The 18090-nt window shown below is 65.6% G+C and carries 18 protein-coding genes; 5 read left to right on the top strand and 13 right to left on the bottom strand.

The window, feature by feature from the left end; translation table 11 throughout:
* Positions 1–53 precede the first annotated feature (53 nt).
* A complete protein-coding gene (locus HGB41_RS16065) occupies positions 54–275 on the bottom strand; it encodes a CsbD family protein (protein WP_171086213.1) in 222 nt (73 codons plus the stop codon).
* A gap of 179 nt (positions 276–454) precedes the next feature.
* Here HGB41_RS16065 and HGB41_RS16060 point away from each other — a divergent pair, with 179 nt between their 5' ends.
* A complete protein-coding gene (locus tag HGB41_RS16060; RefSeq protein WP_171086211.1) occupies positions 455–1543 on the top strand; it encodes an AI-2E family transporter in 1089 nt (362 codons plus the stop codon).
* 58 nt (positions 1544–1601) lie between these two features.
* Here the strand turns inward: HGB41_RS16060 and HGB41_RS16055 are convergent, their stop codons facing one another.
* The 4 genes from HGB41_RS16055 to HGB41_RS16040 form a co-directional block, all read right to left on the bottom strand.
* Positions 1602–1778 carry a CsbD family protein gene (locus HGB41_RS16055; RefSeq protein ID WP_171086209.1) on the bottom strand — a complete coding sequence of 59 codons (177 nt, stop codon included), beginning with the start codon at positions 1776–1778 and terminating at the stop codon, positions 1602–1604.
* Positions 1779–1850: 72 nt separating this feature from the next.
* Entirely contained in the window at positions 1851–2468 is a 618-nt protein-coding gene (locus HGB41_RS16050; protein WP_171086207.1) for a class I SAM-dependent methyltransferase, read from the bottom strand.
* A gap of 262 nt (positions 2469–2730) precedes the next feature.
* Positions 2731–4788 carry a M13 family metallopeptidase gene (locus HGB41_RS16045; RefSeq protein WP_171086205.1) on the bottom strand — a complete coding sequence of 686 codons (2058 nt, stop codon included), beginning with the start codon at positions 4786–4788 and terminating at the stop codon, positions 2731–2733.
* Between the two features lie 27 nt (positions 4789–4815).
* On the bottom strand, positions 4816–7446 hold the full coding sequence (locus tag HGB41_RS16040) for a M1 family metallopeptidase (protein WP_171086203.1): 2631 nt from the start codon (positions 7444–7446) through the stop codon (positions 4816–4818).
* Positions 7447–7782: 336 nt separating this feature from the next.
* On the opposite strand from HGB41_RS16040, the gene HGB41_RS16035 reads away from it, so the two are divergent.
* Positions 7783–8064, top strand: a complete 282-nt coding sequence (locus tag HGB41_RS16035; RefSeq protein ID WP_171086201.1) for a flagellar protein FliT — start codon at positions 7783–7785, stop codon at positions 8062–8064.
* Between the two features lie 199 nt (positions 8065–8263).
* On the opposite strand, the gene HGB41_RS16030 is transcribed toward HGB41_RS16035, so the two are convergent.
* Both HGB41_RS16030 and HGB41_RS16025 read right to left on the bottom strand, forming a co-directional pair.
* Positions 8264–9238 carry an HDOD domain-containing protein gene (locus HGB41_RS16030; RefSeq protein WP_171086198.1) on the bottom strand — a complete coding sequence of 325 codons (975 nt, stop codon included), beginning with the start codon at positions 9236–9238 and terminating at the stop codon, positions 8264–8266.
* A 365-nt stretch (positions 9239–9603) separates the two neighbouring features.
* On the bottom strand, positions 9604–10656 hold the full coding sequence (locus tag HGB41_RS16025) for a FimV/HubP-related protein (RefSeq protein ID WP_171086197.1): 1053 nt from the start codon (positions 10654–10656) through the stop codon (positions 9604–9606).
* Positions 10657–10755: 99 nt separating this feature from the next.
* On the opposite strand from HGB41_RS16025, the gene fumC reads away from it, so the two are divergent.
* The 3 genes from fumC to HGB41_RS16010 all read left to right on the top strand — a co-directional run bounded on the left by fumC (position 10756) and on the right by HGB41_RS16010 (position 12819).
* The gene (gene fumC, locus HGB41_RS16020; RefSeq protein ID WP_171086195.1) at positions 10756–12156 is read left to right on the top strand and encodes a class II fumarate hydratase; all 1401 of its coding nucleotides are present in this window, start codon (positions 10756–10758) and stop codon (positions 12154–12156) included.
* A gap of 53 nt (positions 12157–12209) precedes the next feature.
* Positions 12210–12422: an RNA-binding S4 domain-containing protein gene (locus HGB41_RS16015; RefSeq protein WP_171086193.1), complete on the top strand. Its 213-nt coding sequence runs from the start codon at positions 12210–12212 to the stop codon at positions 12420–12422.
* 112 nt (positions 12423–12534) lie between these two features.
* Positions 12535–12819: a DUF883 family protein gene (locus HGB41_RS16010; RefSeq protein WP_171086191.1), complete on the top strand. Its 285-nt coding sequence runs from the start codon at positions 12535–12537 to the stop codon at positions 12817–12819.
* Here HGB41_RS16010 and bufB read toward each other — a convergent pair.
* The 6 genes from bufB to HGB41_RS15980 all read right to left on the bottom strand — a co-directional run bounded on the left by bufB (position 12816) and on the right by HGB41_RS15980 (position 18070).
* Positions 12816–14471, bottom strand: coding sequence for an MNIO family bufferin maturase (gene bufB / locus HGB41_RS16005; RefSeq protein WP_171086189.1), 1656 nt, complete (start codon positions 14469–14471; stop codon positions 12816–12818). The genes HGB41_RS16010 and bufB overlap by 4 nt on opposite strands.
* Positions 14472–14475: 4 nt before the next feature.
* Positions 14476–14778 carry a BufA1 family periplasmic bufferin-type metallophore gene (locus HGB41_RS16000; protein WP_171086187.1) on the bottom strand — a complete coding sequence of 101 codons (303 nt, stop codon included), beginning with the start codon at positions 14776–14778 and terminating at the stop codon, positions 14476–14478.
* Positions 14779–14955: 177 nt separating this feature from the next.
* Positions 14956–15153, bottom strand: coding sequence for a YjfB family protein (locus tag HGB41_RS15995; RefSeq protein WP_171086185.1), 198 nt, complete (start codon positions 15151–15153; stop codon positions 14956–14958).
* A gap of 1 nt (position 15154) precedes the next feature.
* On the bottom strand, positions 15155–15763 hold the full coding sequence (mobB, locus tag HGB41_RS15990) for a molybdopterin-guanine dinucleotide biosynthesis protein B (protein ID WP_371868532.1): 609 nt from the start codon (positions 15761–15763) through the stop codon (positions 15155–15157).
* Positions 15735–16454, bottom strand: coding sequence for a general secretion pathway protein GspB (locus HGB41_RS15985; protein ID WP_171086182.1), 720 nt, complete (start codon positions 16452–16454; stop codon positions 15735–15737). The genes mobB and HGB41_RS15985 overlap by 29 nt, the downstream gene beginning before the upstream one ends.
* Positions 16455–16456: 2 nt before the next feature.
* Positions 16457–18070 (bottom strand): ExeA family protein, encoded by a 1614-nt coding sequence (locus HGB41_RS15980; RefSeq protein ID WP_171086180.1) that lies wholly within the window; start codon positions 18068–18070, stop codon positions 16457–16459.
* Positions 18071–18090: the final 20 nt, after the last annotated feature.

Genomic DNA, 18090 nt, shown 5'->3' with positions numbered 1-18090 from the left:
AAAAACAACAGCCGCCCGGGGGCGGCTGTTCTTATAACGCGAAAACGACAGCGTTATGGACGACGGGTGGTCGTCGTCGTGGTCGTGGTCGTGCGGCCGTCGGTCGCATCATCGAGCGCTTCGCGCACGTCGCCCAGCTTCTTCTGGGTCTTGCCTTCCACCTGGTTTGCCAGGCCCTTGGCTTCCTGCTCTGGGCTGTCGATGGCATCGCCGAACTCTTCCTGAATCTTGCCGCCGATGTCTTTCAGTTTGCCCGCAACTTGGTCTTTGTTCATGGTCTTCTCCTAAAGAAAACATGCCCGGATGGCCATGCATTGAGACAAGAATAAACCAGCTTGCCGAGGACTTCTGTTCGCGCCCGCACATAGCGCGCCGTCCGCTCCCGCGCGACATTTTGCTGCAGTGAATGGTAATCTTTTGTCAACGCGGCGCTGCTGCTTAACAAGGGTTTGCCATGACCGACCAACAACAAGAAATCTCCGCCGATCCACCCCAGGTCAAGCGCCGTGTCGCGCGCCGCATGACGATGATCAGCGGTATCGCCGTGCTGTTCGTGGCGGGCGTTGCCGCGGTCGTGCTTGCAGCCGACGCGCTGCTGCTGGTCTTTGCCTGCATCCTGTGTTCCATCCTGCTCTACAAGCTGAGCGAGATCCTGGCGCAGAAGCTGCACATGAAGCGCAAACTCGCGCTGGGGATCGTGGTGTTGCTGCTGGCTGCGATCATCGGCATCGGCGGCTGGGCAATGGCGCCGCAGATCGCCGAACAGTCGAGCAAGCTGGCGAAGGAAATCCCCGCCGCGGTCGAGCGCCTGCAAAGCGAAGTCCAGCAGCACCCCCTGCTCAAGCGCGTGGTGGCGGAACTGCCGCCGCCCGAGCAGATCGTCAAGCAGATGGGCAGCATGGTGCCGAATGCCGGCCTGTTCTTCGGCGGTGTCATCGGCGCCCTGGGCAATGTCATCATCATCCTGTTCGTCGGCATTTACTTTGCCACCTCGCCCCAGCTCTATACCAACGGCCTCATCCGGCTGGTGCCGCAAAGCAATCGCCCCCGTGCCCGCGAGGTGCAGAAGGAACTGGGCCATACCCTGTCGAGCTGGCTGATGGGCAAGGCGGCCTCGATGCTGATCGTCGGTGTCGTCACTTCAGTCGGCCTGAGCATGCTGGGGGTACCGCTGGCGCTGATCCTGGGCATCATCGCCGGCCTGCTCGATTTCATCCCCTACCTTGGCCCCATCATGGCGGGCATTCCGGCCGTGCTGCTGGCGCTGTCGATCAGCCCCGACCTGGCCCTGTACACGGTGCTGCTGTTCGTCGGCATCCAGCTGGTCGAAGGCTATGTCCTGCAGCCGCTGATCGAGGCCAAGGCGGTCGACCTGCCGCCTGCGCTGGTGATCGTGATGCAACTCGTGTTCGGCACCCTGTTCGGCTTTGCCGGCGTGGCACTGGCAACGCCGCTGGCCGCCGGTCTGGCGGTGCTGGTGAAGATGCTCTACATCGAGGATGTGCTGGGGGACCGGTCCGGCTTGCAGAAGAAGCCGGGCTGAGGCCGCCCACCAAGGAAAAAGCCGCGCAGTGCGCGGCTTTTTCATGTGGAAGAGGAACTTACCGGTTGCCTTTGACGATGTTTTTCACATCGCCGACCTTCTCCTGCACCTTGCCTTCGGCCTGGTTGGACACGCCTTCACGCTGCTGCTGGCGGTTGCCGGTGGCTTCGCCGACCTTTTCCTGGATTTTGCCGCCGATGTCCTTGGCCTTGCCTTTTACCTGGTCCTTGTTCATTGCAGTCACCTCATTGGTTTGTGAAACGAAGCCTCACCTTAGGCGCGATTATCACGGCGCTCTGTTCGCCAATTAACACTCCGGCTTGCGCCAGAGACTGGCCAGCCAGGGCTGCTGCTCGCGCGGTAGGCCGGGTGGACGATAGTAATGGTGCAGCGGAATAAAACCCGCCGCGACGAGGAAGCCTTCCCAGGTGTCGTAATCGTAATAGCTGCCGTAGCGTGGGCCGTTCCAGCCTTCGCGGTTGTCGCCGCGCGGATTCGAGCTGAACAGGACACCGCGGGGCTTCAGCGCGGCGTGCAGGTTCGCCAGCACGCCCGGCAGTTCGGCACTGGGGACGTGGAACAGCGACGCGTTGGCGAAGACGCCGTCGAAGCTCGCTTGCGGCAGGTCGAGATGCAGGAAATCCTGGCACCAGACTTCGCAGCCGCTGTAGGCGCGCGCCATCTCCGCGAAACGTTCGCTGCCGTCGAGGCCGATGGCCTTGTGGCCGAGTTCGCTGAAGGTCTTGAGGTCGCGGCCCGGGCCGCAGCCGAGGTCGAGGATGGTGAACGGCGCAGGACCTTCGATAGAGCCGAGCAAGGCGTCGATGTTCTGGCGCACGTCGTGGTCGATTGTGCCGGCGAAGAAGGAGTCGGCGTTGCGGTTGTAGTGGTCGAGCGTGCGGTGGGAGATGTCGTCGGGGGTCATCGGGGTGCCTGGAGGTGATGACGCATTATCGCCGTTTATGAAGTGGCGAGTCGTACCGCAATCTGTAGCCCGCAACGACAGCACGTCGTCCCGGCGAAGGCCGGGGCCCAAGTTTCACGATCCGTCGAACAGCGTACGTTGACGATGGAGCGGCGAACTTAGGTTCCGGCCTACGCCGGAAGTCGTAGGCGCCAGTGGCGCGTACGACGGTCTTCAAGCAGGCGGCAAGATCAGAGGTTACCAATGATCCAGCCTTACCCCATCACCAGACCCGCACCCGCTGCTCCGGCGCCAGGTACAGCTTCTGTCCCGGCTGCACGTCGAAGGCCTTGTACCAGGCATCCAGGTTGCGCACGGTGTAGGTGCGGTACTGGCCTGGCGCGTGGCCGTCGGTCAGCACGACGCGGCGCATCGAGGCTTCGCGCATCTTGCTGCGCCAGGCATGGGCGAAGCCGGTGAAGAAGGCGCGGTCGGCGTCAAGCCCAGTGCCCTTGCCGCTGGGCGAGACCTTGAACGCGTCATAGGCCGCGGCCAGGCCGGCCAGGTCGGACAAATTCTCGCTCAAGGTCAGCTGGCCATTCACGGCCAGGTCGTCGAAGGGTTTGTAGGTGTTGTACTGTTCCACCAGCTTCTGCGAAGCCTTCTTGAAATACGCCAGGTCTTCCTTGGTCCACCAGTCGCGCAGGCGGCCCTGGGCGTCGAACTGGGCGCCCATGTCGTCGAAGCTGTGGCTGATCTCGTGGCCGATCACCGCGCCGATCGCGCCGTAGTTCTGCGCATCCGACGCCTTCGGGTCGTAGAACGGCGCCTGCAGGATCGCGGCCGGGAAGTTCAGCGCATTCTGCAGCGGCAGGTTGACCGCATTCACCAGCTGCGGCGGCATGGCCCAGTCGGTCTTCTTCGGCTTCTGCTTCAGTTTGGCGAGCTGCTGGGTATAGTGGAATTCCTGGGCGCGCATCACGTTGCCCAGCGCGTCAAGCGGCGAGACCTGCAGGCCGCCATACGACTTCCAGGTGTCCGGATAACCGACGCCGACATACATCGTGCGCACTTTTTCCTTGGCCTGGGCGCGGGTCGACGGCGCCATCCAGTCGAGCTTGTCGATACGGCGGGTGAAGGCGTCCTTGATGTTGGCGACCATTTTCTGGATGTGCGCCTTGTTCTCGGCCGGGAAATACTTGGCGACGTAGAGCTTGCCGACGGCGTCGTCCATCGCGCCATTGGTGGCGGCCAGGGCCCGCTTCCAGCGCGGCGACTGCTGCGGTGAACCAGTCAGGCCCTTGCCATAGAACTCGAAGCGCAGGTCCGCGTAGGCCTTCGGCAGCGTGCTGGCGTACTGGTTCATGCTGTGAAAGGCCAGGTAGTCCTTCCAGGTGGCCAGGTCGGTGGCCGCCACCTGCTCGGCCGCGCCCTTGAGCGCGCCCGGATGGTAGGCGATGAAGCGGTCCTGGCCGCTAAGCCGCGCACCCTTCATGAAGGCATTCCAGTCCATGCCCGGCGCCTTGGCGGCGAAGTCCTTCATGGTCCACAGGTTGTTGGCCTTCTGGATGTCGCTCGATTCTTCGCGGCTGGCGTGGCTTTCGGCCAGCTCGGACTCGAGCGCGAAGATCCTGGCGGCGCGCTGCTCCACGTTGTCGTAGCCGGCCAGCTTGAGCATGGCCACGATGTATTGCTGGTATTTGGTGCGCAGCTCGGCCATCTTCGGGCTGGCGTCAAGGTAGTAGGCACGATCCGGCAAGCCGATGCCGCCCTGCAGGAAGTAAGGGACATTGCGCGACGGGTCCGTCAGCCCCTGGTTGATCCACACGCCGAACAAATTCGGGGTGCTGAAATTGGTAGCGTTCAGCGGGTCGACGTCGGCGCGCAGGAATTCGCCCAGGGTGCGCGCCAGGGCGGCGCGGTCCTGGAGGGCCGCGATCTTCGCCAGGCGCGGCTTGAGCGCCGCCAGGCCGGCCGCTTCGATCGCGCTTTCGTTCATGTAGGCGGTGTAGAAATCGGCCACCTTGCGCGCCTCGGCACTGGCGGACTTGCTGGCCGCCGCTTCTTCGATCAGCTTGACGATGCGGCCGTTGCTTTCGTCGGCCAGCGCATACATGGCACCCCAGGAGCCGCGGTCGGCCGGGATCTCTGTCTTGGCCATCCACTCGCCATTGGCCCAGGCATAGAAGTCGTCGCCCGGCAGCATGACGGCGGCGGCAGGCCTGGCCGGCTGGGCAGCGGGCGAAGCGCCCTGCCCGGCCTGGGCCGGGACGAATGCGAAGGCGGCGCCGCACAGGGCGAAGGAGATTGCAGTCTTGATCGGAGTCCAGCTGGTCTTCATAGCGTCCCTTGACTAAAGTGGTTTTATTTAATTGTGGTGCAGGTATTGCAAAGCGGCGCGAACCTGCGGCAGCAGGCGCGCCTTCTGGGCAGCGCGCACGCGCACGCCGTTGCCGACGCGCTCGGCTTCGACCACGCCGTCCGGCCCGAAGTGTTTGCGCATATAGGCTTCCATCATCTCGGCATGCGCCGGGTTGCTCGACGAAGCCACGATGCTGGCGAACACGGCGTTGCGGCCCAGCGATTCCATATTATTGAGCAGCGCCTCGCGGTTGGCCATCGCGAAATTCCAGGTCTGCTCTTGGTGCTCGTTGGCGACGCCGCCCACGATATATGGCACCAGGTCAGGCGGGGTCTGGGGCGACAGCAGAGACTGCAGCGTGCGCGCGGCCAATGCCGGGTCTTGCGCGACGGCCAGCGCGCGACCATACCGGTTGCGCTCTTCGCTGGTCGGGGCGTTCGCGGCACGGGCAGCCAGGATGTCATAGGTGGCGGCGTCCGCGTAGCGGCCGGCGGTGGCCGTGACGAAGTCGATCATGGACGGCGGCACCGCGGCCGGGTCTTGCAGCAGCCGTGCAAAGCGGGCGCGGCCTTCCGCGATCGCCACCGGGTCGCCGGCACGCGCCAGCGAGGTCGCAAGCATGCCGCGCAGCTGGCCGTCTTCGATGGTCTCGCCCGGCTTCTCGTCCCAGCCGAGCTGGTCGAACTTCGGGCGCGCCAGGTCGATGAAGAAGCGCCGGATCAGCGCCCGTTCCGGCTCGCCGCGCGCCAGCGAGTCGAGCGTGCGCAGGTGCGAAAGGATCGCTTCCCACACCGCCAGGCGTGGCTCGTCGCCGTAGCGCCGTACCAGGTTCAGGTAGCCATCGAGACCCATGCGGCCGTTCGATGCCAGGCTCCAGGTATCGGCCAGCAGGCGCAGGCGCGTGCTGTCCGGCAGGCGCGGCGCCTGTTCGGCCAGGGCGCGGAAACTGACCGGGTCGTAATGCAGGCGGAAATAGCCGACGCTGTAAGGGTCCACCACCAGCGCGCCTTCGCAACTGGCCTGGGTCAAGGTGGTGCTGGGGCCGGACAGCAGCGTGTACCAGGCCTTGCCGTTGACGGTGCCGACCTGCAGCGGCACGTTCCACAGGCGTTTTTCGACAGGCGGTTCGTCGAGGCGATATTGTTCCTGCGAGAGTGTGACCTTGCGCTTGCCGTCCTCGCACACCTGCTCCACTTTAATCAAAGGGAAGCCCGGCTGGGTGGTCCAGTCCGATGCCAGCTTGGCGACCGGCTTGCCGGAGGCTTTTTCCAGCGCCGCCCACAGGTCGGCGGAGGTCGTGTTGGAGTACTGGTGCTTCGCCATATAGGCGCGTATGCCCTTGCGGAAGGGTTCTTCGCCCAGATAGGCCTCGAGCATGCGCAGGAAGGCTTCGCCCTTTTCATAGGTGATGGCGTCGAAGGCTGCAGCGGCCTGCGCTTCGGTGTCGATCGGGGTCTGGATCGGGTGCGTCGTCTTGCGCGCGTCCAGGTTCATCACGTATTCGCGCTCGGCGATGCTGTCCAGGTAGGGACGCCATTCCGGGTGGAAGTGCTGGGTCGCCTTGGATGCCATCCATGACGCAAAGCCTTCGTTCAGCCACAAATTGTCCCACCAGGCCATGGTTACCAGGTTACCGAACCACTGGTGGGCGACCTCGTGGGCATTGATGTTGAAGGTGAATTTCTTGACCTTTTCCGGGCTCTTCTTCGGGTCGTACAACAGGGTCGGCTCGTTATAGACCACAGCGCCCCAGTTTTCCATGGCGCCATTGAAGCCGCCGGGAATCGCGATCTGGTCGAGTTTCGGTAACGGATACGGGATGCCGAAGTAATTATTAAAGTAATGCAGCAGGTCGCGCGTCGCGGCCAGCGGGAAGACGGCCGAGCCGAGCTTGCCCTCGGTGGTGACGATACCGATGTCGACGCCGTCCTGCTTGCCGGCCAGGCGCTCCAGCTCGCCCGCCACCAGCACCACCAGGTAGCTCGGCATCTTCGGCGTATTGCCGAAGGAAATGCGTTGCATGCCGCCGGCCAGCTTTTCCTGCTTCTCGATCGGGGTGGTGGAATAGGCCTTGAAGTGGCCAGGCACGTCGACCGTCAGCTTGAAGCGGGCGCGGAAGGCCGGTTCGTCCCAGGTCGGCAGCATGCGCCGCGCATCGCTCGGCGCCATGGTGGTGGCGATCAGCTTCTTGTCCGCGCTGCCGGCCTTGTAATTGACATAGAACAGGCCGCGCCCCTCACGGTTGATCTGGCCACGGAAACTCATCGCAAGGTCGTATTTACCCGGCGCCAGCGGCGCGGGCAGGTCGAAGCGCAGGGTTTGCTGGGTCTTATCGAGGACCGGGGTCAAGACGAGTTTGCCGATGCCCTTGCCGGACAGGCTCGCCGCGTCGATCTCCAGGTTGTCGGCGTTCAGCATGATAGTCGAGGTCGTTTTCAGGACCTCGATCTCGACGGTTTGCGTGCCGCGGAAGGTATTGCCCGCGACGTCGGGCATGATGTGGGCGGCGTATTGCAGCGGGATCACGTCTTTCGGCAGCTTGCCCGGCGTGGCCGCAAACGAAAACGGCGCCTCTGCCTGCGCCGTGGCGGCGCTCAGCGCGAACGCGACCGCAACAGCAGTGCGAGCTACTCGCATGTCTCTCATAGAGTTCTCTCTCGAATCTGTTTTTATTTGATGTCGGCCTCGCGCCGTGGCGCAAAAACCCAGCCTGCAGGGTAAGCAAGCTCCTTGATACCTGCGCCCGGAATGCGACAGACTGCAAAAAACCGGGCCAAACTGCTGAATTCAAGGAATGGCGACCGGCATTCTGGCCCATGCATGCGGGGTTGACGATGCATGACTGACAACATCCATGGCTATCGAAAAATATTTCAACTATTTTTAGTCGAAACCCTAAAGTTCCGAAAAACGCATCCGTAAATGGCTTAGATAGCCGGTAATCCAGCCGGTGAACCTTGCCTCGGTGCCAACATGAAATCGAACGACGTTCTCTCGATGTACGAAAACCTCGCTGGCCTGAGTGGCCAGATGAAGAACGCGGCACAGGCAGGCGAATGGAATGCTTTCGACAAGCTGAACGTGCAGGCAAGCGTGGCTGCAGGCGCCGCGATCTGCGGCGTACCGGCCCTGGACGGCGCCAAGCGCCAGCGCAAGATCGACCTGCTCAAGCAGCTGATGGCCAACGACCGCGCAATCCGCGACGTGACCGAGCCATGGATGGGGCAGCTGGACCGCGCGATGTGCGCGCACTGATTTAGTACGGATTCAAGCGAAGGCACCTGCGGGTGCCTTTTTTGTTGGCTGCGGCCGCCTGCTTCCGATTTGCCGCGCCCCGTAGGGTGGGCAGATTCTGCCCACGCGGTCAGCTAGTGGATGAATTGTCGCTCGATCGTTCTTCCGCTGGCTGACCGCGTGGGCAAGGAACTTGCCCACCCTACGAAGCCCCGCTGCCCTACTCTTCCAAATTACTTAACTTCCCCAAGCACCGCCGCTGGAAACTGTTGAGCCCCTCCGCCACCAGCGGATCATCCTCCGACAGCATCCCCGCATCGATCAAGATCCGTAGCTTGGCAATATGGTCACCCTGCGCCACCGCCTGCGCCAAACTCGATCCGCCTGGATCCCCCGCCAGCGCAATCGCGTCCGCCACATCGTTCGGAAAATCCCAGTGCGTTGCAATCACCGCAGACAAAGCCCGGCTGCGCGCCAGCAGCTCGGCGCCGAAGGCCGCCGATTTCGGCACCTTGCCGTTCTGGCAGACCCGGTCGGCCAGCCGGAAAGCGACGATCAGCCCCACGTCCTGCATCAGGCCGGCCAGGCAGGATTCGAAAATATCGGCCGTCAGCCCCGGCGCCATCAGGCTGGCCGCCACCGCGCATTTCTCGGAATGGTTCCAGACCAGCGGCGCCGCGCGGCGCGCGAAGCCGGCGTCCTGCATCCGGATCACCGGGCGGAAGGCGACCCGGGCCAGCAACATGCGCAGGCCGTTCTGGCCCAGCAGCATGATGGCGGCGTCCAGCGTCTTGATCGGGGTAATCGGCCGGTAATAGGCGCTGTTCGCCTCGCGCAGCACGTCGGCCACCAGCACCACGTCTTCCGCCACCTGGCGCGACAGTTCGCCCGTGGTGACGCTCTCGTCGCGCAGGCTGCGCAGAAGCTTGGGGATGAGCTCGGGGACGCGCGGCACCAGTTCGGCGGCCACGGCAGGATTCTGGGCCAGGCTGCGGACCTGTTCAAGGATCAGTAGCTCGGTTTCGGCGGGCGCGTCGAATCCCGCCGGGCCCAGCAGCCAGCGGTAATAGAGTTCGTCGGCCTGGGCGGCGTCCGGCGGCGCGTCCGGGGCGCCGGCATCCGGATGCGCAGCCACGTCGGCGGCCGCGGCCTGGCTGTCGGCGCTGCCCATCAAGCGGGTGATCCAATTTTTCATAGTATGCGGCTGGTCCTGTAGACGCGATTGTAGCGCCGTTCAGTGGGCAACAGGTATGGCCGCCATGCAGGCTGCATGGCAAACCGGAGGCCGTAAACGACAAAAAGCGCCCGCAGGCGCTTTGGTCGAGCCCGAGCGACGGGCGCGGGCAAGGAATTCGGGAGAGCGAGCACCAGGTATCTCCTGGCGTCGCCTCTTGCCGGTTGCATCCGGCGTCCGCTGCCTTGGTTGGCGCACGAACTGCTTCCGGCACAGGCGTTTCTTCAACGTTGCCTGTTTTCCGCGCCACGCTATCGGTGGTGGCTGCGACAGGCCTCTATGCCGTTTGTGATCTAAACGACCACATTTTTAGTATAACGCAATTATCAAACTTGTGTAGACGACTCGTGCGTGGCTGTTTCGGCTGGCGCATTCGCTTTCGGCTGCTTTCCCAATCCACCCAGCCGCGCTTTCAGGCGCGCGCCAAGGGGAACGGTCGGCTCGACGTGGCGCGGCGGGATCTTGCGCTTCGCCGCCTTCCTGCGGCGCACGGCGACCAGCACACCGGCCAGCAGCGCCAGCACACCGGCGATGCCGCCGCCCACCAGCAGCCACGGGGTGTCGGCTTCCGGCAGCGGTTCCGGCTTTTTCTTCTTCAGCTTGTAAGGTTTTGCGGCAGGTACGACAGCGGCCGGCGCCGCCCCCATCGCTACCTGCAGCACCTTGACCTTGTCCTCGAGCTGGCCGAGCTGCTCGCGCAGGATGGCGTTCTTGGCGCCGAGGGCGACGCAGGCGTTCTGTTCCGGCTGGACTTGCGGCTTACAGGCGGCCGGTGGCGAAGCTGGTGCGGGCGCAGGCAAGGGAGCCGGTTCCGCCACGGGCTTGCGCGGCGCCGCCACCGGGGCGGGCGTCAAGCGGCTCGGTGCAGGCACAGGCTTTTCCACGTGCACCGGCTCGGCAGCGACGGCTTTGACGGCCACTGCCTTGGCGACCACGGGCGGCGCAACAGGCACGACCGGTACGGTCGGCACCACCGGGACCGGCGGCGGCGCAGGCTGCGGATCCGGCGACAGCCACAAGGTCGCCAGGCGCACGCCGCGCTGGGAACCGTCGGACAATTCCAGGTAGAGGTGCAGGTGCGCCGCCTCGACCGGCCTCAAGGAAGTGACGTGCAAAAACTGCCGCCCGTCGCGCCGCATGACCGAGAAATTCAGCGTCGACAGCACCGGCGGCATGGCGATATTGGCGCCGCGGTAGACGTTCGGGTTGGCCAGGCGCGCCTGCACCGGCGTGGCGGCGTCTTCCAGCATGGTGAGCTCGATGTCGGCCACCAGCGGCTGGCCGATGAAGGAGCCCACGCGCGGCTCACCGAGCTCGGCCGCCGAAGCGGCGCCGGCCAGCAGCGAGGAAATCAACAACAGGAAAAGGCGGCACGCCATAAAGTCAATGCGGTAGATGCAAAAATGAAGCCTGAGCGTCTTTAACGGACATTGCGATAAACTCTTTAATCCCAGCCTTGCATTCGACAGGACATGCCCATGGAAAACAGGATAGAAAAAGACAGTTTCGGCCCGATCGAAGTCGCATCGAGCCGTCTCTGGGGCGCCCAGACCCAGCGTTCGCTGCACCATTTCCACATCTCGACCGAGCAGATGGCGCCGGAACTGGTTGCGGCGCTGGCCCAGGTCAAGCGCGCCGCAGCCGCCGTCAACCGCTCGCTGGGCAAACTGCCGCGCGACAAGGCCGACGCCATCATCCGCGCGGCCGATGAAGTCCTTGGTGGCCAGCACCCGCAGGAATTCCCGCTCGCCGTCTGGCAAACCGGCTCCGGCACCCAGAGCAACATGAACATGAACGAGGTGCTGGCCAACCGCGGCTCCGAGCTGATCGGCGGCGAACGCGGCGAAAAACGCCTGCTGCACCCGAACGACCACGTCAACATGGGACAGTCGTCGAACGACATTTTCCCGACCGCGATGCACGTGGCGGCGGCGCTGGCCGTGGCGAAAAACGTGCTGCCGGGCCTGGCACAGCTGCGTTCCACCCTGCTGCGCAAGTCGCGCGACTTCGAGGATATCGTCAAGATCGGCCGCACCCACCTGCAGGACGCCACCCCGCTCACCCTTGGCCAGGAATTCTCGGGCTATGTCGCCCAGCTGGAATTTGCCGAAAGCGCGATCCGCTCCACCCTGCCCGGCCTGCTGGCGCTGGCGGCGGGCGGCACGGCGGTCGGCACCGGCCTGAACGCGCACCCGGACTTCGCGCCCCGCATTGCCGCCGAGCTGGCGGCACTGACGGGGCTGTCGTTCAAGACCGCGCCCAACAAGTTCATGGCGCTGGCCGGCCATGACGCGCTGGTGTCGAGCCACGGCGCCCTGAAGACGCTGGCCACCGCCCTCATGAAAATCGCCAACGACGTACGCTGGATGGCCTCGGGCCCGCGCTCGGGCCTGGGCGAGATCACCATCCCCGAGAACGAGCCGGGCAGCTCGATCATGCCGGGCAAGGTCAATCCGACCCAGTGCGAAGCACTGACCATGCTGTGCTGCCAGGTATTCGGCAACGACGTGGCCATCACGATCGGCGGCTCGCAGGGCAATTTCGAGCTGAACGTGTTCAAGCCGATGATCGCGCATAACTTCCTGCAGAGCGCGCGCCTCTTGGGGGACGGCATGCGCTCCTTCGACACCCATTGCGCCCAGGGCATCGAGCCGAACCACCAACGCATTGCCGAGCTGATGGAAAAATCGCTGATGCTGGTGACCGCGCTGGCGCCTCACATCGGGTATGATCGCGCCGCGCAAATCGCCAAGACCGCGTCGCACGAGGGCCTGACCCTGCGCCAGGCCGCGCTGCAGTCCGGTTTCGTGGACGAGCAGCAATTCGACCAGTGGGTCGTGCCGATCGACATGACCCGGCCGGACGCGGTCGCTGAATGACCCAAAGGCGGCCTCGCCGGTCGCAGGCCGCTTTCACCACCCCCGAGGATAGAATGCAAAAAATAGTTTTCGATTTGACATCAGAATTCGTCGAAGTCAACCAGCTGCTGAAGCTGGTCGGCCTGGTCGACAGCGGCGGCGCCGGCAAGCACCTGGTCGCGGGCGGCGCGGTGCGGGTCGACGGCAAGAAGGAACTGCGCAAGACGGCCAAGATCCGCAGCGGCCAGACCGTCACCTTGGGCGACGTGCAGATCCGCGTGCAATAACTGCGCATCAATCACGGGCTTATGTTTGCGCGCTAACAAACAAAACGGGGCTTCCTTGTTTATATTTTAAGTCGTCAGGTATCGACTAATATCAACGGCTAAAGGTGAAGCGATGGAAACCCCGAACCGCTGCGCGCAGTCGCAGGAACAGCTCATCGGCGATCTGCGGATGGTGATTGAAAACGCCGAAGAGCTGCTCAAGAACACCGATCACTACACCAGCGTGCTCTACCAGACCGCGCGGGCCAAGCTGGCGCTGGCACTGGAAGCGGCCAACGAGGAACTGGCGCGTTTCGAAGACGCTCAGCTCGAGCGCATGATGGCCGCCACCCGCGCCGCCAACGAGCGCTATCAGGACTATTCCGGGGAACAGCGCATCCTGCGCGCCTTCCACTAAACCCTTGTTGCTGGTTCAATGGCGGCCACCAGGCCGAGCCTGAACCAGCCTTGCAGCATGGCGCCGATGTCCGGCACTCTGCTGCCCTCCCCGCACGCCAGCACTGCGTCGACCGCTTCACCAAAGTTCGCGCCGGCCAGCATCCGTTCCAGGGCGACAGCATCTGGCGCGCCCAGTTCCACCATCTCCACCTTCCAGTGCGGCCGCACGACCAGGGCCACGCAGGGCCGGTCCACGCCTGGCGGCAGGGCTGGCCCACCGGGCTGGTGCGCCTGCCACAGCGGCGCGGTGGCCCAGGGGCTGCGCAGCATAGCCACCGAGGAATGCAGGGTGAAACGGGCAGTATCCAGGGTCTCCGGGGCGAGGTTCACCAGCGTGTCGATGCCGAGCGGCTCCGCGTCCGGCGCCAGCCAGGCGCGGTGGACGGCCCATTCCAGGCGCGCCATGTCCGGCAAGTAGGGATAGGCCGAGGCTGGGGCAAACCCTGCAAGGAAATCCGCGAACCGCAGGCCGAAGCCAGCCAGGTCGGGATCCGTCGAGGGCGTGGCCTTGCCGTAGGCGCGTGCCAGGCCCTCGAAGAATTCTTCGCCGACCAGCTGGCGGATCACCGGGTAGGCATCGGCCAGTGCGCGCTCCCAGCCGGCGCTCAGGTTGCCGCGGTAGAGGGAAAGTCGTTTTATCCCGCCCTCGCTCAAGAACGGTTCGAGACTGGATTCATGCCGGTGGTCGAACAGCGCGTTGCCGAATTGCTGCTGGACAGCGGCCAAGGCGTCGTTTGCTGTGCTTGCCTGCCCGGCTCGCTGCGGCGGGAAGGCGTCCGGAACCGGCAGCGGATAGTCCCGCGCGACCTGGTCCGCCTTTGCCGCCTCGGCCAGCAGGACGTCGAGCGGCGGAATATCGGCATCCCATTCGACCAGCGTCGGCACGCGGCCGAAGCGCTGCAAGGCGGCGCGGTACAGCTCCCAGACCGGCTCCGCCACGGCCGCGCCATGGTGGTCGACCAGCGCCAGCGGCGTTGCCAAGTGGCCGGCGAGGTGGATTTCGCCGACGCTCCCCACCGGCAGCGCGGCGATCGCGGCCAGCGCGTCTTCGCCATGGTTGTGCTGGTTGACGTAGAGATTGTTCACGTCGAGCAGGATGGCGCAGCCGGTGCGCCGGGCCAGTTCGGCCAGGAATTGCGCTTCGCTCATCGCATCGGCGCGGAAGCGGACATAAGTCGAGACGTTTTCCACCAGCAGGCGGCGCTTGATCCCGTCCTGCACCCGGCTGACGCGCTCGCTGACCAGGGTCAGGGCGGCATGATCGAGGGTGATGGGCAGCAGGTCGTTGAGCTGGCGGTCGGCCAGCGCGCCCCAGCTCAGGTGTTCGGAAACGAGGAAAGGATCGACGGCCTCGACCAGCGCACAAACGCGCTCCAGGTGGGCCGGCGAAAAGCCGCGTGCCGATCCAAGGCCGAGCCCGACGCCATGCAGGCTGACCGGGTATTCGCGGCGCAGTTCGGTCAGTACGTGCCAGTCCCACCCGGCACGGGCCAGGTAGTTTTCGCTGTGGACTTCGATGAAGCCGACCGCTGGGCGCCCCTCGAGGAAGGCGCGGTAGTGCGGCGTGCGCAGCCCCACGCCGGCGTCGATGGCCGCGTCCGGGGCGCGCATGGGATTATTTCTGCGGTTCTGGCTTGGCTGGTTCAGCCTTGGCCGGCTGGGCCTTGCCTGGCTCGAGCGCGCCGCCGAGCTTGGTGCACGTGCCCTTGGCAACGAACTTCCATTCGTTCGGGTCGTTGTCGGTCTTGGCGGCGGCGGAGCAGCCATGGGTCGCGGTGCCGCAGTCGTTCTGGCCGGCCTTGGCGACGCCGTAGCAGGCTTCCTGGTCGGCTTTCGGCGTGCCCATGTCCTGCGCGGCAGCTTGGGTGGCGCAGACGCTGGCAAGCGCGGCGGCGATCAGGGCGTGGCGGTGGGTCATGCGAAGGCTCCGGTGCTGGGATGAAGCCGACAGTATTTATCAGGTGGGGGAAAGATGCAAGCTGGGGAGTGATGCTAGTTGTTACAGGCGAAGCTGGGGGCTGCGGCACGGAATTGGAGGGAACAATGCCACTGGCATTGCTCCGCCCAAGTTCGACGAACTGCCGAAAACCTAAGCCTAGGCCGTCGTATTGATCTTGTTACCCAAGTGCGCCGGCAAATTTGCCGACTGCACCGACGGAAGCGCCTCGAGCAGCTGGGTGGCGGTCGCCGCCTCGATCTGCTGTGCCTTCTTGAAGACAGCCAGGCTCACTTCCTGGCGGGTGCCGGTTTCGGCGATGCTGGTGGACAGCTTGGCAATGCTTGACACATCCATATCATTCTCCCATTGAGGCGTATCCACCATTATCGGCGGCTCCAGCGGGAACTTTAGGGCAATCGCGCATCCAGCCGGCCAGCCACTCCAGAACCTGATCCGGATCATTCAGGTCCAGCCAGGCCCGCCCTTCCAGCGCATCCGGGCGCGGCACGTCGGATACCACTGCGACGATGTCCGGATCGTCCGGGTACAGCGCCGGCTTGCCCAGCAGTGGCCGGAACACCTCCAGCTTGGGAAAGCGCTCCCATTTATAGCCTTCGACCAGGGTCAGGTCGCTTGGTGCCAGCCGCGCAAGGTGCTCGGCCAGCGAAGGTTCCACCTCCCCCCGCAGCTCGCGCAGGATGGCCACCCGGTAGGGCGAGGCGATCATCACCTCGGCCGCGCCGGCCATGCGCAGGCGCGCACTGTCCTTGCGCGGCGGTTCGAGCTCGATGTCGTGGTGGCTGTGCTTGACGATGTTGACGCGCAGCCCCTGCCCCGCCAGCCGGCCCACCAGGTGTTCCAGCAGCGAGGTCTTGCCGCTGCCCGACCAGCCGACCACGCCCAGCACCGGGCCGGGGGCCGCGTCAGTGCCCGGTTCAGTACGCGACACGGTAGCGATAGCCACGGAAATTCATGATGGCCGCTTTCGGCAGCAGGCGTTCCAGCACCAGCCCGGGCGCGACTTCCTCGCCTTCGCGGCGCAGCGTCTTGTCGACCAGGAGCAGGCGCTCGGCCGGGTTGGGCGAGTAGATATAGCCGCCAAAGGCCACTTTCGGCACGTCGCGCTGCACCGCTTCCGGCAGCGACTGCACCGGGCCAACGCTGTCGTCCGCGCTCGCCGGCGTAGCGGGAAGCACGGCGGCACGCGGCGCTTCCGGGATGGCCTCGACGGCTTCCTCGCGGCGCAGTGGCTCGGGCTCCGCGCGCCGTGGCGCTTCGGCCACCGGGGCGGCAACATCGGGCTTGGCGCGGGTTGCCGTTTCTTTTGGCTTTGGCGCGTCTGCTGCCGGTTCGACCGGCGCCGGCACGATGATCGCCGGGGCGGGCTCCTGGACCGGCGCCACTACTGTCGGCGCCACTACGCTGGCCACCTGCACGGGCGCAGGCGCTGGTGCGACCGCGGGCGGCTGGCGCAGCAGGAAGGCCGCCCCCGCCGCCACGACCAGCGCACCGGCGCCCAGCCCGACCAGCAGCGGCTTGCGGTTCCCGGTCGATGCGGGCGCTGCATACGAAGGCGCCGGTGCATGGATGGTCGGGGCGTTGCCGAGCTGGCGCTCCGCCTGTGCCTTCTTGAGGGCTTCGAGGATGTACGACATGCTTACTTTCCGGTGCCGGCGACGGCCAGCAGGCGCGGCTCGGGTACGCCGGTGAGCTGGTTCAGCCGCATGTAGGTGCGCGGTCCGGCAACGCCGTCCGCCTTCAGGTTCTGCGCGGCCTGGAAGCGCCGCAGCCATTCGCGCGTATTGGCGTCCAGCGGGCGCCCCGCCTGGACGGCCTTCACGCGGTTCAGGCCCGCAAGACGCGCGGCCAGCCAGTCGACGTCGGGGCCGCGGTCGCCTTCGGACACCTGCTCGCGAAAGCCGCGCGGCACCCGCCAGAAGGTCGTGTACTCGCCGCCGAAGCGGGCCACGAAGCTGGCCAGGTCGATGCGTTCGCGGCGAGCGCCGGCGCTCAGGGTCACGCTGTTGCCGTCGATCGCCGACAGCACGGCATAGCCGGTACGCGGGCCATCGTGCAAGGTGACGACGGCAGGCCGGTCGAGCAGGCGCAGTTCGTACAGGCCGCCGCGGCCCGTGTGGCAGCGCAGGCTGTAGCGGGGCGCTGCCTCGCAAGGCGCGTCGCCTTCCAGTGCCTGGCCCCAGAGCGTGGCCAGTTCGCGCAGCGCATCGGCCTCGATGGCCTGCACCGGCGGCACCGCTGCCCCTGCCCCTGCCGCTGCCGCTGCCGCTGCCGCCGCCGCTGCCGGTGCCGCTGCCGCTGCCGGCGCGGCGACCCGTGCGGCAGCCGCCGGCGCCGCCTCGCGCGCCGGCATCGCCTGCCAGGCGGCGGCGCTGAGCGCCACGGCCGCCAGCACCCCGCCCGCCACCAGCGGCAGGCGCAGGCGGCGCGCAGCGGGTTCGCCGGCGAACACTTCGGCGGCAGCCTTGTTCAGGATCGGGCGCGTCACCTGCGGGCTGTTCTCGACATAGGCGCCGAGCAGCGCGCGGTCGCAGAGCAGGTTAATGCGGCGCGGTACGCCGTGCGCCAGCGCGTGGATGGCCGGCGTGAGCGCAGGCGGGAATGGCATGCCGGTAGCCCCCGCCACAGCCAGCCGGTGCGCGACATAGGCGCCGGTCTCCGGCTCCGACAAAGGCCCCAGGTGGTAGCGCGCGATCACGCGCTGGGCCAGTTGCTCCAGCTCGGGCCGCGCCAGCATGGTGCGCAGTTCAGGCTGGCCGATCAGGATGATCTGCAGCAGCTTGCGCTCGCTGGTTTCGAGGTTGGTCAGCAGGCGCAGCTGCTCCAGCACCTCGGCCGACAGGTTCTGGGCCTCGTCGATCACCAGCACGTTGTTCAGGCCCTGCGCGTGGGAGTCGAGCAGGTAGCGGTTGATCGCATCGACATAGCCCTTGAGGCCCAGCGGCGTGTTCGCGGGCGGCAGCTCGATGCGCAGCTCGTCGCACACGCTCAGCAGCAGTTCCTCGACGCTCAGGCGCGGGTTGAAGATGTACGCCAGCCGGCAGTTCTCGGGCACCTGCTCGATGAAGGACCGGCACACCGTGGTCTTGCCGGCGCCAATTTCACCAGTCAGCAGCACGAAGCCGCCGCCGCTGCCGATCCCGTACAGCAGGTGCGCCAGCGCCTCGCGGTGGCGCTCGCTCATGAACAGGTAGCGCGGGTCCGGCGCAATCGAAAACGGCGCGCCCTTCAGCTGGAAATAGTGGTTGTACATGCTCAGTGAATCAGGGCTGA

Source organism: Telluria aromaticivorans (genome assembly GCF_013003915.1).
GTDB classification, from domain to species: domain Bacteria; phylum Pseudomonadota; class Gammaproteobacteria; order Burkholderiales; family Burkholderiaceae_D; genus Telluria; species Telluria aromaticivorans.
The sequence above is the reverse complement of the archived record's forward strand: the minus strand, read 5'-3'. Positions and strand labels throughout refer to the sequence as shown.

Bases quoted from the DNA above. Each gene is read 5' to 3' on its own strand.
- HGB41_RS16030 (WP_171086198.1), bottom strand. From the start codon at position 9,238: ATGAAAAATTGGATCACCCGCTTGATGGGCAGCGCCGACAGCCAGGCC.
- bufB (WP_171086189.1), bottom strand. From the start codon at position 14,471: ATGCGCGCCCCGGACGCGGCCATCGACGCCGGCGTGGGGCTGCGCACG.
- HGB41_RS16035 (WP_171086201.1), top strand. From the start codon at position 7,783: ATGAAATCGAACGACGTTCTCTCGATGTACGAAAACCTCGCTGGCCTG.
- HGB41_RS16045 (WP_171086205.1), bottom strand. From the start codon at position 4,788: ATGAAGACCAGCTGGACTCCGATCAAGACTGCAATCTCCTTCGCCCTG.
- HGB41_RS16025 (WP_171086197.1), bottom strand. From the start codon at position 10,656: ATGGCGTGCCGCCTTTTCCTGTTGTTGATTTCCTCGCTGCTGGCCGGC.
- HGB41_RS16065 (WP_171086213.1), bottom strand. From the start codon at position 275: ATGAACAAAGACCAAGTTGCGGGCAAACTGAAAGACATCGGCGGCAAG.
- HGB41_RS16060 (WP_171086211.1), top strand. From the start codon at position 455: ATGACCGACCAACAACAAGAAATCTCCGCCGATCCACCCCAGGTCAAG.
- HGB41_RS16000 (WP_171086187.1), bottom strand. From the start codon at position 14,778: ATGACCCACCGCCACGCCCTGATCGCCGCCGCGCTTGCCAGCGTCTGC.
- HGB41_RS16050 (WP_171086207.1), bottom strand. From the start codon at position 2,468: ATGACCCCCGACGACATCTCCCACCGCACGCTCGACCACTACAACCGC.
- HGB41_RS15995 (WP_171086185.1), bottom strand. From the start codon at position 15,153: ATGGATGTGTCAAGCATTGCCAAGCTGTCCACCAGCATCGCCGAAACC.
- HGB41_RS16015 (WP_171086193.1), top strand. From the start codon at position 12,210: ATGCAAAAAATAGTTTTCGATTTGACATCAGAATTCGTCGAAGTCAAC.
- HGB41_RS16010 (WP_171086191.1), top strand. From the start codon at position 12,535: ATGGAAACCCCGAACCGCTGCGCGCAGTCGCAGGAACAGCTCATCGGC.
- HGB41_RS15980 (WP_171086180.1), bottom strand. From the start codon at position 18,070: ATGTACAACCACTATTTCCAGCTGAAGGGCGCGCCGTTTTCGATTGCG.
- HGB41_RS16055 (WP_171086209.1), bottom strand. From the start codon at position 1,778: ATGAACAAGGACCAGGTAAAAGGCAAGGCCAAGGACATCGGCGGCAAA.
- fumC (WP_171086195.1), top strand. From the start codon at position 10,756: ATGGAAAACAGGATAGAAAAAGACAGTTTCGGCCCGATCGAAGTCGCA.
- HGB41_RS15985 (WP_171086182.1), bottom strand. From the start codon at position 16,454: ATGTCGTACATCCTCGAAGCCCTCAAGAAGGCACAGGCGGAGCGCCAG.
- HGB41_RS16040 (WP_171086203.1), bottom strand. From the start codon at position 7,446: ATGCGAGTAGCTCGCACTGCTGTTGCGGTCGCGTTCGCGCTGAGCGCC.